At 42.3% G+C, this 15,560-nt stretch carries 10 protein-coding genes; all 10 read left to right on the top strand.

Annotation, left to right across the window (positions count from 1 at the left end):
* The first annotated feature begins 46 nt into the window (after positions 1-46).
* The 10 genes from Q4591_RS09305 (at position 47) to Q4591_RS09260 (ending at position 15,546) form a co-directional block, all read left to right on the top strand.
* The gene (locus Q4591_RS09305; protein ID WP_303460682.1) at positions 47-3,646 is read left to right on the top strand and encodes a S8 family serine peptidase; all 3,600 of its coding nucleotides are present in this window, start codon (positions 47-49) and stop codon (positions 3,644-3,646) included.
* Between the two features lie 408 nt (positions 3,647-4,054).
* Positions 4,055-6,049 carry a transketolase gene (gene tkt / locus Q4591_RS09300; protein ID WP_102519118.1) on the top strand — a complete coding sequence of 665 codons (1,995 nt, stop codon included), beginning with the start codon at positions 4,055-4,057 and terminating at the stop codon, positions 6,047-6,049.
* Positions 6,050-6,178: 129 nt separating this feature from the next.
* Positions 6,179-7,201: an erythrose-4-phosphate dehydrogenase gene (gene epd / locus Q4591_RS09295; protein ID WP_102439702.1), complete on the top strand. Its 1,023-nt coding sequence runs from the start codon at positions 6,179-6,181 to the stop codon at positions 7,199-7,201.
* 87 nt (positions 7,202-7,288) lie between these two features.
* Complete coding sequence (locus Q4591_RS09290; protein ID WP_102476933.1) at positions 7,289-8,464, top strand: phosphoglycerate kinase; 1,176 nt, start codon at positions 7,289-7,291, stop codon at positions 8,462-8,464.
* A gap of 292 nt (positions 8,465-8,756) precedes the next feature.
* Positions 8,757-9,821, top strand: coding sequence for a class II fructose-bisphosphate aldolase (fba, locus tag Q4591_RS09285; RefSeq protein ID WP_102476934.1), 1,065 nt, complete (start codon positions 8,757-8,759; stop codon positions 9,819-9,821).
* A gap of 280 nt (positions 9,822-10,101) precedes the next feature.
* Complete coding sequence (locus Q4591_RS09280) at positions 10,102-11,445, top strand: MATE family efflux transporter (RefSeq protein WP_303460680.1); 1,344 nt, start codon at positions 10,102-10,104, stop codon at positions 11,443-11,445.
* A gap of 180 nt (positions 11,446-11,625) precedes the next feature.
* The gene (locus tag Q4591_RS09275) at positions 11,626-12,366 is read left to right on the top strand and encodes a DUF481 domain-containing protein (protein ID WP_102439698.1); all 741 of its coding nucleotides are present in this window, start codon (positions 11,626-11,628) and stop codon (positions 12,364-12,366) included.
* 398 nt (positions 12,367-12,764) lie between these two features.
* On the top strand, positions 12,765-13,517 hold the full coding sequence (locus Q4591_RS09270; RefSeq protein ID WP_102439697.1) for a hypothetical protein: 753 nt from the start codon (positions 12,765-12,767) through the stop codon (positions 13,515-13,517).
* A 16-nt stretch (positions 13,518-13,533) separates the two neighbouring features.
* Complete coding sequence (locus Q4591_RS09265) at positions 13,534-14,064, top strand: hypothetical protein (RefSeq protein ID WP_133126407.1); 531 nt, start codon at positions 13,534-13,536, stop codon at positions 14,062-14,064.
* A 90-nt stretch (positions 14,065-14,154) separates the two neighbouring features.
* Positions 14,155-15,546, top strand: coding sequence for a hypothetical protein (locus Q4591_RS09260; RefSeq protein ID WP_102439695.1), 1,392 nt, complete (start codon positions 14,155-14,157; stop codon positions 15,544-15,546).
* The last annotated feature ends 14 nt before the right edge of the window (positions 15,547-15,560 follow it).

The following is a 15,560-nucleotide window of genomic DNA, read 5'->3' as shown; positions in this document are numbered from 1 at the left end:
AGCCGAATTCGGCTTTCCCTTTATAAAAAGAATAATAGGTTATCAAATGAAATTAAGTAGTAGATATTTGGTTCTTAGTGCTGTGAGTTCAGTATTGGCATTTTCTAGCCATGCTGATTCAGGCAAACCGCTTAACAGCATCAATCCTGGCCTAGAAAAAATAAAACTAGAACGTGCCGGTAAAATGCGTACTGACGGACTGTACTTTGTCCGTTTAAAAGATAGCGCGCTAGCAAGTTACGATGGCTCGGTTACAGGCTATGCCGCAACCAGCATCAAAAGTAATCAAAGTAACAAAACTACAGCGGGCGTATTAAATCTTAAATCTCAAGCCAGTGTGAGCTATAAACGCTACCTTGAGTCAAAGCAGACACAAATTACCCAAAGGTTAAGCGGTAAACTTAACCGTACTTTAAAGCCAACACAACAATATCAAGTAGTTGCTAATGCATTTGCACTGCAGCTTGATGCCAGTGAAGTTAAAACCATCCAAAAAGATCAAGATGTATACAGTGTTGAACCTGTCGGTATGCATTATATTCAGACTTCTACAGGACCTGAATTTATCGGAGCCAAAAAAGTTTGGCAAGGTGTCAATGATATCCCTGGTACCAAAGGTGAAGGGATTATTGTCGGTATTATGGATACCGGCATTAACGCTACGCATCCCTCATTCAAAGAAGTGGGCGATGATGGCCATGTATTTGTTAATCCAAATGGCGAAAATCAATACTTTGGCGATTGTCAGCAATACCCTAAATTTTGTAACAACAAACTGATTGGTATTGTGAGCTACCCTGAACTTATCGACTATCGTGCCTCAACGGCCGATAATCTGGAAGACCCATCATATGATGACTTAGCTGATAAAGCTAAAGTGGGTTATGACTTCCACGGACATGGCTCACATGTGGCATCTACGGCAGCAGGTAACGTCGTTAAAAACGTTAATTATTACCTTCAAGTGGAAGAAGAAGATGGCAATATCATTGCCGAAAAAAGTGCCTTTGAATTTCCTGCGATTAGTGGCGTGGCCCCCCATGCCAATATCGTCTCTTACCAAGTATGTGACGATGTAGGCTCTTGTTACCCTGAATTTACGATTCAAGCTCTTGAGCATGCCATTGAAAATGGCGTGCAAGTACTTAATTATTCAGTTGGCGGCTCTGCAACTGACCCTTGGGATTCAGTAAGCGCTGAGGCATTCCTAAATGCGCGTGAAGCTGGTATTCATGTGGCAACAGCAGCTGGTAACGCAGGACCTACAGCGAGCACAATTGGCTCTCCTGGTAATGCGCCTTGGGTAACAACCGTAGCAGCTTATAGCCATAACCTGAGTTTTGACGAGAAAGGTTTGACTGATTTCACCTCTGTTGGTGGCACTTCTCTGGCTGATTTATCGGGCCGTGGTGTTACCAAAGGCTTTACCGGTAAGGTGGTTCAGGCTAAAGATTATGATGAAGCCAATGCTATGTGTACTGAGCCTTTTGAAGCAGACACATTTACTAGCGATCAAATTGTTGTCTGTGAACGTGGCCTTAACGCTCGTGTACGTAAAGGTATTATTGTCAGAGATGCCGGTGCGGGTGGCATGATTTTGATTAACTTGGAAGGTGGTGCAGATACGGTAAATGATGATAACCACGTACTTCCAGCTATTCATTTAAATGATGTTGACGGCCAATTATTGACTGACTGGTTAGCAACTGGGACTGATCACCAAGCAGCAATAGCTGCCAGTGTAACCAGCACTGATGATAGTTTGGGTGATATTGCCGGCGCATTTACTTCTCGCGGACCAAACCTGCCATATCCGAATATTTTTGCTCCTGATATTGCTGGACCGGGTGTGGATATCTATGCTGCAAATGCAGAGGACAGAGTATTTGAAGGTGAGATTGGCCATATTCCTTATGTGTCATTCTCTGGGACATCCATGGCAAGCCCGCATGTTGCTGGCGCACTTGCCTTGATCAAATCAGCTTATCCTCTATGGACGCCTGCGCAAGCGCAAATGGCTATTATGTCTACAGCTTATCAGGTGACTTACCAAGATGATGACTATGACGGTGTTAAACAGCGCTCTGATTTCTTCACTCAAGGTGCCGGTAGTATCCGTATTAATGATGCCCTAAAAGCGGGTTTATTAATGGATATCACTAAAGAAGAATATCTTGCAGCTAACCCATCGATTGACGGTAACCCAGGTGATTTGAATACAAGCTCGATGGTTAACAATGAGTGTATTTCAAATTGTACTTGGACACGTAAAGTCACAGCGACGAAAAGCAGTAACTGGACAGTGGGTTATGAGTACTTAAATGATGGCTTTACTTTTGAAGTGTCACCTTCATCATTTGCACTTAACGCTGGTGAGTCTCAAGTATTGACGATCAAGGCTATCGCTAATGCAGAGTTAGTTGATGAATGGGTGCATGGCTACATTAATCTAAAGAATTCAGCTGATGACATGAGTGATACTCACTTACAGGCCACTATTGGCTTTAAAGCGGGGCAAATCGTAGATAGCGTTTCAGCTAAGTTAAACAACCTAGATAATACAATCGAGATCAATGACATCGTTACATCTGGTAGTAATGATCTGCAAGTTAACGGCTTTGGTTTATTTAAATCACAAAGCTTTAGCGGCACAGCGATCGGTGCATCTAATGATGTTGAGCGTAACAGCCCTGCATACAATCAAGAGGTGTTATTTACCACAACGACTGTTGTTAAACCCTATACCAAACGTTTAGTGGTTGAAATCACAGATACAACTTCACCTGACATGGACTTATATGTGGGTATTGATGAGAACAATGATGGTAAAGCGGATGCAAGCGAACTGTATTACTCATTAGTGTGTATCAGTGGTGAAATTGACTCTAACGAACAGTGTATTATTCCAACACCTACCACAGGTAATTACTGGATACTTGCGCATAACTATGAAGGCACAGTCGCTGATGAGCCTGATGACGTTACAGTGCGAGTGACTCATGTTAATTATTCTTCTCAAGCCAGTTTCGACATTGATGCGCCAAGTACTGTTGCCCAAGACGAAGAGTTTGATGTCAGCATGACAGTTAATGGCTATCTTGATGACAGTCAAACCTTAACTCCGCTAGAAGAAGGTGAGGTTTACTACGGCTTACTAGAACTGGGGACAACGTCAAGCTTAGTGCGTAACATTGGTGGCACACTGATTAAAGTTGAAGGTTTGGCTCCAGTTGAAGTACCTGTTAATACCGCTCCAACAGTGGCTAATCCACTTAGCGATGTTGAAACTGAGCTTACTGACTCAGGCAGTGTTGCATTCAGTGTTGATTTAACAGATGTATTTGCTGATGCCGAAAATGACACTCTGACTTATAGCGTGTCAGGCTTAGATACATTAAGCATTGATGGCATGAGCTTATCTGGCAGCTTGACTGAAGCGGGAACATTTGAAATTAAAGTGACAGCAACGGATGGTGAGTTATCAGCATTTAGCATGTTCACACTCACGGTTGCCGCAGCGCCAGAGGTTATACCTCCGGTAATCGAAGAACCAACTAAAAGCAGTAGCGGTGGTGCTATGGGTATGGGTTGGATGATGTTACTTATCATGGCTTGTATTCGCCAACGTAAACGTGTTCAGAAATAGCTTAAAAACTAACTGTAAACTCGCTGTTAATATCAGCCCGATGAATTATCAAGTCATATAATTAATCGGGTTTGTGGCAGTACTTCTTATTGTTTAATTACCTTTATAAGGCCAACAAGGATGTTGGCCTTTTTTTCCTTCCCGTTATCATTTCAGCTATTGCCTCCCCAACGCATCCAAAGTTCAACTTTTACAAAATGTTAATTATTGGTGTAAATGTGATTTAAATGTTACCGATAACATGGTATAAATCGAGCCATTAATAATATCGTCAGGTGTAAGCAGTATTGCTCGGGATAAAAAATTGCTACTTATATTTAATTATAATTTGCGTCCCATCGCTGAGTAGGGGAAAATATGTCCCCACAATTGCCCGCTAGACCTCATCATCAACAAGCAGGAGAGAGCATGTCATCTCGTAAAGAACTCGCCAACGCAATCCGTGCGTTAAGTATGGATGCCGTTCAAAAAGCAAATTCTGGACACCCAGGCGCACCAATGGGTATGGCAGATATTGCTGAAGTGTTATGGAATGATTTTTTAAAGCATAACCCAACCAATCCTAACTGGGCCGATCGCGACCGTTTCATCTTATCAAATGGTCATGGTTCAATGCTTATCTACTCTTTACTGCATTTATCGGGTTACGAACTTCCGATTGAAGAACTAAAACAGTTCCGTCAGCTGCATTCTAAAACGCCGGGTCACCCGGAATTTGGTTACACACCGGGTGTTGAAACCACAACCGGTCCTTTAGGCGCTGGTATCAGTAACGCTGTCGGTATGGCGATTGCTGAAAAAACCTTAGCAGCACAATTTAACCGTCCAGGTCACGACATTGTTGATCACAACACTTATTGTTTCTTAGGCGATGGCTGTTTAATGGAAGGTATCTCCCATGAAGCTTGTTCATTAGCGGGTACTTTAGGTCTAGGTAAACTTATCGCATTCTGGGATGACAACGGTATTTCTATCGATGGTCACGTTGAAGGTTGGTTTACTGACGATACGCCTAAGCGTTTTGAATCATACGGCTGGCATGTTATTGCTGATGTTGATGGTCACGACAGTGATGCTATTCGCGCTGCAATCGAAGAAGCTAAGTCAGTAACAGACAAACCAACAATGATTTGTTGTAAAACTGTCATTGGTTTTGGTTCGCCAAACAAGTCTGGTAGCCATGACTGTCACGGCGCGCCACTTGGCGATGCTGAAATTGCAGCAGCTCGTGAGTTCCTTGGTTGGCCACATGCCCCATTTGAAATTCCTACTGATGTTTACCAAGGTTGGGATGCTAAAGAAGTTGGTATTGCTAACGAAAAAGCATGGGATGAAAAATTTGCAGCTTATAAAGCGGCAGAGCCAGCACTTGCTGCTGAATTTGAGCGCCGTGTATTAAACGGTGACTTACCAGCTGATTTTGAAGCTAAAGCTCAAGCATTTATCCAAGAGTGTCAAGATAAAGCAGAAGGCATTGCCAGTCGTAAAGCATCACAAAATGCCATTGGTTTCTTCGGCGAAATGCTTCCTGAATTACTAGGCGGCAGTGCTGACTTAGCGGGTTCAAACTTAACCCTTTGGTCTGGTTCAAAAGGTATTCAAGACGACGCTGCCGGTAACTACATCTACTACGGTGTACGTGAATTTGGTATGAGCGGCATCATGAATGGTGCATCATTACATGGCGGTTTTATCAATTATGGTGCAACTTTCATGATGTTTATGGAATATGCGCGTAATGCGGTACGTATGTCTGCACTGATGGGCATTCAAAACATCTTTGTTTACACCCATGATTCAATTGGTCAAGGTGAAGATGGTCCAACTCACCAACCGGTTGAGCAATTAGCTAACTTACGCATGACGCCAAACATGACGGTTTGGCGCCCATGTGATGCTGCTGAAACAGCGGTATCTTGGAAGTCTGCAATTGAAACGCGCAAGTCGCCAACCTCATTAATCTTTAGCCGCCAAGGCCTAAAAGCACAAGCGCGAACAGCTGAGCAGTTAGCCAATGTTGCTAAAGGTGGTTACGTACTTGCTGATTGTGAAGGCACAGCAGACGTTATCTTGATTGCCACAGGTAGTGAAGTACAACTTGCATTAGACTCGGCAGCAGCATTGACTGAAAAAGGTCAAAAGGTTCGCGTAGTGTCTATGCCATCTACGAATGTATTTGATAAGCAAGATGCTGCGTATAAAGAGTCTGTATTACCTTCATCAGTACTTAAGCGTGTTGCGATTGAAGCAGCTCACGTTGATTTCTGGCATAAGTATGTTGGTTTCAATGGCGCAGTGGTTGGTATGTCGACCTTTGGTGAATCAGCGCCAGGTGGCGACTTACTTAAACACTTCGGCTTTACTGTTGAGAATGTCGTTAATACGGTTAACTCATTAGGTTAATCCCTAAGCGACTCAATTAAAGGGTAAACTTTTAGCCTTTTAATCTGTATAATGGCGGCCTGCAATCACTTGCAGGCCGTTTTTTTTCTAAATTCTGCTGAGTACTGTTAAGAGGAAGCTTAACCCTCAATGATCCGAGTTGCTATCAATGGTTATGGCCGAATAGGCCGTTCAATCTTACGTGCCTTATACGAATCGGGTAAACGTCAACAGATCCAAATTGTTGCCATTAACGAGCTTGCTAAACCTGCTGCTATCAGTCATTTAACCCAATATGACACCACCCATGGCCGCTTTCAAAACAGCGTTAAATTGCATGAAGACCAATTACATATTGGTGATGATGTCATCCAATTATTTCACCAAGCTGACGCCAGTAAATTACCTTGGGCCGAATTAGACATCGATATAGTGTATGAGTGCAGTGGCAGCTTAATTGAAAGGCAAGCCTGTGAAGCCCACATCTATGCAGGGGCCAAACAAGTGTTAATAAGTCACCCATCTTCTGCAGATGTTGATGGCACTATCGTATTTGGGGTTAATGACCACTTACTTCAGCCGCATCATACTGTGGTGTCAAATGCATCTTGCACCACCAATTGCATCGTGCCAATCATCGATGTACTGGATAAGCACTTTGAAGTAAAAAGCGGCGCAATTACAACAATTCATTCAGCGATGAACGATCAGCAAGTGATTGATGCCTACCATGATGATTTACGTAGAACCCGCGCAGCAGGTCAGTCAATTATACCGGTTGATACTAAACTTGCCCGTGGCATCGAGCGGATTTTACCGCACATGAAAGACAAGTTTGAAGCGATCTCAGTGCGTGTTCCAACCATCAATGTGACCGCAATCGACTTATCAGTCACCGTTGATAAACTGGTTGATATTGCCAGTGTAAATCATGTGCTAGAGCATGCCGCCAGCGGTCGTTTTAATGCTATTTTGGGTTATACTGATGAACCATTAGTATCGTGTGATTTTAACCACGATCCCCGTTCCAGTATCGTCGATGGTACCCAAACACGCGTCAGCGCAGGGCATTTAGTGAAGCTATTACTGTGGTGTGACAATGAATGGGGCTTTGCTAATCGAATGCTTGATACCAGTTTAGCGATGATTTGCGCTAAAAATAACGGTAATTAATTTATATTAATTGAGCGCTTTATCTTATGAGGTAAAGCGCTCAATTGTAACAGCAGCTTTGTTTTTAAATTAAAAGGAAATATCTCCATGGCTATTATCAATATGAGTGAGTTGGATTTGACCAATAAGCGTGTGCTTATTCGTGAAGATCTTAACGTGCCAGTCAGTGACGGTGTTGTGACCAGTGATGCACGTTTACGCGCTGCTTTACCGACAATTAAGCTGGCCCTTGAAAAAGGCGCCGCAGTGATGGTGATGTCTCACCTTGGGCGCCCAACAGAAGGCGAATTCAACGCTGAATTTTCTATGCAACCAGTGGTTAACTACTTACAAGCGGCATTAGACTGCCCAGTGACTTTAGCTGCTGATTACCTTGATGGTGTTGCTGCGAACATTGGCGAAGTGGTTGTGTTTGAGAACGTGCGCTTTAATATCGGCGAAAAGAAAAACGATGAAGCATTAGCTAAAAAATTGGCTGCATTATGTGATGTATACGTAATGGACGCCTTCGGCACCGCTCATCGCGCACAAGCATCAACCCATGGCGTTGGTCTACATGCGCCTATTGCTTGTGCTGGCCCGCTACTTGCAGGTGAACTAGCTGCATTAGGTAAAGCACTTGATAATCCAGCTCGTCCAATGGTGGCCATTGTGGGTGGCTCAAAAGTATCAACTAAGCTAACGGTACTTGAAAGCTTATCAACTAAAGTTGATCAGTTAGTTGTAGGCGGTGGTATTGCTAATACTTTCGTTGCGGCAGCAGGCCATCAAGTGGGTAAATCACTCTTTGAAGCTGACTTAGTTGATGAGGCTAAGCGTTTAGTGGCCAATGCACAAAGCCGTGGCGGCGATATCCCTGTCCCTACAGATGTTGTTGTTGCCAGTGAGTTTAGCCCGACTGCAGCGGCAACCTTAAAGTCAGTGGCGGATGTTGCTGACACAGATATGATTTTTGATATCGGCCCCGATAGCGCTGAAGCATTAGCAAAAATCATTGAAGCTGCAGGCACTGTAGTATGGAATGGCCCAGTGGGCGTATTTGAATTTGATCAGTTTGGCGCAGGGACTAAGCGTATCGCTCAAGCGATTGCCGATTCAAGTGCATTTTCAATTGCGGGTGGTGGTGATACTTTAGCGGCAGTGGATAAATACGATATAGCAGACAAAGTCTCTTATATCTCAACAGGTGGCGGCGCGTTCTTGGAATTCCTTGAAGGTAAAGAGTTACCAGCCGTTGCTATGCTCGAACAACGCGGCAAATAATAAGCATTAATAGCTTAAGCGGCGAATTTAATCGCGATTATCAGAGTTATCTCGGCACAACTGAGTCAAGATGAGTCGTGGTTTATCGCGAATAACGAGTAAAAATTGTAGTACGAAACCGATAATAATTAGAAAAAAACCGCTCTTATACTTGCTAGTTTACTGTTTGAGTGCTTGCTGACATAAGTTAACAAGCACTTTTACATCGGATATTAGCAAGATGTAAGGGTATAAAAATCAATCCAAGCGATAGCGACCTAGGTGAGTAATCACCCTATTTTTGGAGTAAAAAATGGCCTTAATATCTCTACGACAAATGCTAGATCATGCTGCAGAACACGGTTACGGTGTTCCAGCATTTAACGTAAATAACTTAGAACAAATGCGTGCAATTATGCAAGCAGCTGAAGCGACTGACAGCCCTGTTATCGTGCAAGCATCAGCGGGTGCGCGTAAATATGCTCGTCCACAGTTCCTTAAGTATTTGATGGCTGCCGCACTTGAGCAGTATCCAGATATTCCAGTATGTATTCACCAAGACCATGGTACTGATCCTGATATTTGTCAGCGTTCAATCCAATTAGGTATGTCATCTGTGATGATGGACGGTTCTTTGATGGCTGACGGTAAAACGCCAGCGTCATACGAATACAATGTTGATGTAACTCGTCGCACTGTTGCTTTCGCACATGCTTGTGGTGTATCTGTTGAAGGTGAAATCGGTTGCTTAGGCAGTTTAGAAACTGGCGAAGCAGGCGAAGAAGATGGTATCGGTGCTGCTGGTATCTTAACGATGGAGCAAATGCTAACAACCCCTGAAGAAGCGGCGCGTTTTGTATCTGACACTCATGTAGATGCTTTAGCTATTGCGATTGGTACTAGCCATGGTGCTTATAAGTTCAGCCAACGTCCAACGGGTGATGTGCTGCGTATTGACCGTATTAAAGAGATCCACGCCCGTATTCCTAACACGCACTTAGTCATGCATGGTTCGTCTTCAGTACCACAAGAGTGGCTGCAGATCATTAACCAGTACGGCGGTGAAATCCCAGAAACTTACGGCGTGCCTTTAGAGGAAATCGTTGAAGGGATTAAGCATGGTGTGCGTAAAGTGAATATCGATACCGATTTACGTTTAGCATCAACAGGTGCAGTACGTAAATTCTTAGCTGAAAACCCAGCTGAATTTGATCCACGTAAATTCTTAAAAGCGTCAATGGAAGCAATGGCTGACATTTGTACCACACGTTATGAAGCGTTTGGCTGTGCTGGCATGGGTTCTAAAATTAAGCCTAAGTCACTACAAGCAATGTACAAAGCGTATCAATCTGGTGAGTTAGATCCGCAAATTAACTAACTTACTCAATAGTGCATACAAGATGTTCAATGGTTTTTTACTGCTGCTTTTTGTGTAACTAATTGATTAATAATAGTACTAAAAACCCAACCTTTCGCGTTGGGTTTTTTTATGGCTTTTTTTCTAAAACCACTTGTATCCCTTAGGTAAATAGCGCAATATCGCCGCCCTTAAAAACGGACTTAATTTCATATTGACAATAAGCTGGGCGAAATCTCATAAATTATTGTTAAGCTTTAGAAGGAACTGACTAACCTTTTACCTATATTGAATATGACGTATGCACGCTAAACCCAATGCCCAGTTATCGCTTTTCTCCCTCACTTGGCCATTATTTTTTGACTTTGCGTTGCACTTTTTGACCGCAGCTTTAAATACATTAATGATTAGCCGAGTTTCTTATCAAGGGGTTGCCGCACTGTCAGTGGGCAACATGGTATTTGAGCTATCGATTACGCTTTTTAGCTTCGTCAGTATTGGTGCCAGTGTGGTGATCACTCAATATCTCGGTGCCAATAATAAGGCAACGGCTAGCGACGTTGTTTACTCGTCGATAGGGTTTAATTTATTAGTGGGTGTGGTTGCGGCATTAGGGGTATTTAGTGGTGCAGGATTAATTCTACATCTAATGAATTTACCTGCTGAGCTGATCCCAGATGGTAAACTTTACCTGCAAATTGTCGGTATTTGTTTAATACCTGAGGCGATGGCAATGTGTCTTGCTGCAGGGATGCGAGCCCATGGCTTTACCCAACAAGCCATGTGGGTCACTTTACTGATGAATGTGATTACCTTTTGCGGCAACTTGCTGTTACTTTACGGCTGGTTTGGTTTGCCGCAAATGGGCGTTGCAGGTGTGGTTATTAGCACGGTTGTAGGGCGCTTAGTTGGCATGACATTAATGGCTTACTTATTTGTTAAGTACACCAAAATCCAACTTAAACTGCTTGAAATTATCAAACCTAAAAAGCAGCTTCTTAATAAAGTTTTTCATATCGGACTGCCTGCAGCGGGAGAAAATATTTCTTGGATGCTGCAATTTATGGTGGTGACCGCCTTTGTGGGATTAATGGGCGATAAAGCCCTCGCAGCACAAGCTTTGTACTTCCAAATTTGTATGTTTATCTTGTTATTCGGCTTATCTATTGGCATTGGTAATGAGATTATTATTGGTCATATGATAGGCGCCAAACAATATCAAGCTGCTGAAGCACAAATGTATAAAGCACTCAAGATAGGGCTAATCGTCACCACTATAGTGGCGGCATTAGCTGCTGCTTTTGGCGAGCATTTAGTGGCCTTTTTTACCAAGGACCAAGATATCCTTACTATGGTTGGTCAGCTATTTATTCTAACTCTATTAATGGAACCTGGTCGGACATTTAATCTGGTCGTCATTAATGCCTTAAGAGCCAGTGGCGACGCTCGTTTCCCATTTTTTATCGGCCTTTTATCTATGTGGTGTATTGCTGTGCCTGGGGCATACTTTTTAGGAGTACATTTAGATTTAGGCTTAGTAGGCATTTGGTGCGCTTTGGCTGTGGACGAGTGGGTTAGGGGCTTATTGATGTTATGGCGCTGGCGCAGTGGGCGTTGGCAGCAAAAGTGCCTAGTGATGGCTTAGTGATAATTTGGCAGCGCTAAGCTGATGCAGCACAAGAGATTATAGAAAATGGTTTTTAGGGTTTTGTATTAATCGCTTTAATAGGTGAGTAGTTTTTTTCATTTTCGCTATCAAAGTGTTAGAATTCGGTTCGATTTTTGGGGTGAGTTTGAAACTATTGTAATTAAAGGACTTGATGACATGAAAAAATTGCTACTTGCTGCAGCTGTAACTTTAGCTATGCCGTTTGCTGCCCATGCTGGTGCAGACTTTGTTGAAGGTGATAAAACCTTCGCTGGTGAGGCTGAATTAGGCGCAACACTAACAACGGGTAATACCGATACTTCTTCAGTTAAAGCGCGTTTAGGTTTGAAACAAGAATTAGGCAATTGGGAGAATGCATACCTGCTAGAAGGTTTGTATAAAGAAGATTCTGGTGAAAATACTGCTAAACGTTACTATGCCGGTGTTCAAGGCAACTATCAGTTCGACGAAAAAAGCTATATGTATATCACCGCAAACTATGAAGCCGATCCTTTTACTGGTTTTGATTACAAAATGATTGCTTCAGCGGGTTATGGTTACAAGTTTATTGATAATGAAAGAGCTTTTTTGAGTGCAGAAATCGGTCCAGGTTATATCTATAAGCAATTAGATGATGAGCAATCATTGGCATTAGGTTATGACACTGAGGACAGTGTTGTTGCTCATGGTATGATGAACTTTACCTATAAAATTACCGATAGCTCAACTTTTAGCCAACTGTTTGTTGCCGATTACGGTGACAACTTAGAAGGCCGCTCTGAAACTGCGCTAACGGCTAATATCATTGGTGCATTGGCAATGAAGTTTGCTGTTATTGTGCGTTATAACGATGCACCACTTGAAGATAAAAAGAGTACTGATACTGAAACCAATATGACTTTGTTGTATGCATTCTAATTAGTTTTTGGGGCAAGCGCCCTTAAAAAAATCGTCATATCAGAAACCGAGCTATGCTCGGTTTTTTTTGCTTAATAATACAGCTTTATTGATACAAAATTAGCGCAAAAAAAAGCTCGCCAACTATTGAAAATGATTTTTATGTTCGCTAGGGGTGGTGGGTGGTGTTACTAAGTATCGGTTAATGTTGATCTGTGTTGGTTTCGGTGTGATTTTTATGCAACTTGGTTAACAGTTGTATGCTTTTGCGGGCCGTTGGAGTTGATTTATGTCGAAATTTCGCGGCGTAGTTCACGAATTTTAATCTTGTCTGACTATCAGTTGTGTGGATCACAAATAACTATTTACTGCTCCGCTATAATCTAATGATATATAGAGCAATATGAGATGGACTAGGCATGCAAATTGGGTGTTGTTGGTTTGATGATAAGCAAAAAGTGCTTAGCAACCAATCCAAAGCTACCACATGGCAGCTCAATAATAACGAATTCTGGGTGTTGAGCTTATTAGCAAAACATCGCGGACAAGTTGTGCCTATCGAAAGCCTCTCTTTCCCCACTGATGGCCAGCATCAGCAGCAAATTTCAGAAGAAGATTTACAACAAATAATTGTGTTGTTTCAGGATTATTTAGGCGCTTCTCATAGCAGGCTAATAGAGTTAATCCCCAATCAGGGTGTCATTCTTTATACTAAAGTCGTTTCTGGTAAGAATAGCCTATTTGATTCACCTAATAAGGTGATTTCTTATGGTCAGTATATTGTGATTATTTTGCTAACGTTAATCGCACTATTTTTTGTTCATTCACACCTTAATAATCAAGAATCGGTGAAGCCGGATGCTAGCCGAGAGTTTTTAACTCAACAAGGCAATGTTTCTAACCTGTATTTATATGCCTCTAAAGCCAGTGAAATCGATTTAGATTTAAGCAGTATTGCAGACCGTATCTCTAATCAGTTAAGAAATTGCCCCATCATGCCTTGGGATGCTATTTCCGCCACTTTGGCTGAAGATAATAAAGCCGTCAGCATCGTAATGAAAAAACGCCTACCCGATCGCTGGCGTTTTTATAATATCAAGGTTTTGAGGGATCAAGCCCAGCATAGCTTTGTAACGCCTGCGTGGCTAAAAAAGGTAAATATTTGTGGTTAAAGCAGTAACAGATTTTTTGTTAACTAGAATTGGTCGTGTTGTTTTTACTGTCTGTTTCATCGTAGTCTCTTGTATTTCGGTGTTAATGTTAGAGCAGTTTGCTGATACAAGAGATATATGGGCCTTTGATTGCCAGAGTGATTTATATGAATTTAGCGCTGACAAAGAGCATACAATCGAGCTTGATCATGGACCACTATTTTTAGCATTAACAGTTAAAAATAAGCAAATTCAGTTGAATTATTACAATGCCAAAGGTTCAAAAAACCATGAATATGCAACATTCGATGGCGATTTGACTGAACTAGAGGTTGGTGACATGACCTATAAATTAGATTTAGTGTTAACCGATGCTCAGTTTAACCAAAATAATTCCTATTTGAGAAAGTACCTCGCCAAAGAGCTTAAAACCACAGCGGCTCAGTTGCAAACTCAAACACAGCTGCATATAGCTGTTCAAGTCTTAGAAATGGATATTGATAATAAATATATCTTAATGAAATTTAAGCCCTACAATATGCTTTGGGCATGCCGTTTACATGAATAATGGTATAGTTTTAGTTATTTACGCCTCCTTTATCTGCTGAAATTCGTTATAGTTAAGGCAAGGCAAACTCTGAGATAAAATACTTCCATAGTGGCTAAAGTCAAAGTAAAGAAAGAAGAATCATTATCGATTAAATTCAGCCATCAAATGGAGGCTGGGCAGCAGCGCAGCTTTGATTTATATTTTTACTTACCCACAGAAATGGGGGTTGGCGAAAAAACCCTAGACGAAGAAGAGTATTACCACAGCGCAATGCTTGGGCGGCGGTCTTATTACTCTCAAGGGTTACACCTACCATTAGTACAAAACCGTTTTGCCAGTATTAATAAACGCACTAAAGAAGAGTTCCGTTTATACCTCAACTTATTTGCCTATCAATTTGCCGTAGCCATTGAGACTGATGCAAAAGAATTACGTCTTATCACTGACCCTGACGACTTTTATCCCGCATTAACTGAATTAGGTGAGTCGGTCACTCAGTTACTTAAAAAGTTTCGCCGTAACGAGCCCAGCGATGAAAAGCTCAAATCCTACTTCAATAATGCTGACAATTACCTGTCCTGGTTTTGTGAACAACAACTGTTAAAAACCTTAGCTTATCGGCCGCGTAGTGCTGAATATAGTGATGTTAAAGATCAACTGGTGGCGTTATGCCGCGCTGAGCATCATTACCGTGAAGAGGAAAGAAAGTATAACTCATCCGGCACCAAGCAAGATGCTAATCGTATTTCAAATAAGATGCTGTTATTAAGGCGCTTAATACAACAAGGTGTGGTATTAAAGGAGGAGCTAAAACCTTTAGGCATAGGCTTGAAAAAGTTCGTGACGGGATTAGCTACGGGGTTAGTGATGATGGTGGTATCAGCACTGATCATTAAGGCCCAAGGGGTGTTTAGCGGCTTAACCATGAGTTTGGTGGTTACCTTAGCGGTGATATACGGTTTTCGTGAAATTTTTAAAGAAGATGTACGGGTTGCGATGTGGCGTTATATTCAGCGAGGACGTCCACGCTGGAGTCAGATTTTAAGGGATACCACCACCCAAGCCGTGATTGCTAAGCAGTTCGTATGGCTGGATTTTATCCGCACCCAGGATATTCCCGCTGCAGTCGCTGAGATAATGAAACAGCGGCATAGGCAAAATAAAGTCGATGCCGTGGTGCTGCATTACCGTATTGCTTCAAAGGTGACCAACAAAGAATTTGAAGCCGGCTACTCCAAAATCCAAGAGCAAGTAAACTTTAGCTTGGTGCCATTTGCCCGTCACTTAGAGCGTGGTAAGGCAAAAATCTATAGTGAACAAGATGGCAAAGTCAGTAACGAATCAGTAGAAAGGCGCTATCAAGTCAACCTTGTTGCAGTGCTAAAAGATGGCAAAGGCCCACTTGAATATGCCCGTTACAAAGTTATTATGAGCCGCTCTAGTATCATTGAAATTACTCAAAGCAAACTGCCAGGTGGGCTGTTAGAAATTGGCGAATAAGTTGCTTATTCGCC

The sequence above is a fragment of the Shewanella sp. 3_MG-2023 genome, from assembly GCF_030548765.1.
Classification (GTDB): domain Bacteria; phylum Pseudomonadota; class Gammaproteobacteria; order Enterobacterales; family Shewanellaceae; genus Shewanella.
The sequence above is the reverse complement of the archived record's forward strand: the minus strand, read 5'-3'. Positions and strand labels throughout refer to the sequence as shown.

What these genes read in the sequence shown, in the direction of transcription:
- tkt (WP_102519118.1), top strand. Translation starts at nt 4,055, where the DNA reads ATGTCATCTCGTAAAGAACTCGCCAACGCAATCCGTGCGTTAAGTATG.
- fba (WP_102476934.1), top strand. Translation starts at nt 8,757, where the DNA reads ATGGCCTTAATATCTCTACGACAAATGCTAGATCATGCTGCAGAACAC.
- Q4591_RS09305 (WP_303460682.1), top strand. Translation starts at nt 47, where the DNA reads ATGAAATTAAGTAGTAGATATTTGGTTCTTAGTGCTGTGAGTTCAGTA.
- Q4591_RS09270 (WP_102439697.1), top strand. Translation starts at nt 12,765, where the DNA reads ATGCAAATTGGGTGTTGTTGGTTTGATGATAAGCAAAAAGTGCTTAGC.
- Q4591_RS09290 (WP_102476933.1), top strand. Translation starts at nt 7,289, where the DNA reads ATGGCTATTATCAATATGAGTGAGTTGGATTTGACCAATAAGCGTGTG.
- Q4591_RS09275 (WP_102439698.1), top strand. Translation starts at nt 11,626, where the DNA reads ATGAAAAAATTGCTACTTGCTGCAGCTGTAACTTTAGCTATGCCGTTT.
- epd (WP_102439702.1), top strand. Translation starts at nt 6,179, where the DNA reads ATGATCCGAGTTGCTATCAATGGTTATGGCCGAATAGGCCGTTCAATC.
- Q4591_RS09280 (WP_303460680.1), top strand. Translation starts at nt 10,102, where the DNA reads ATGCACGCTAAACCCAATGCCCAGTTATCGCTTTTCTCCCTCACTTGG.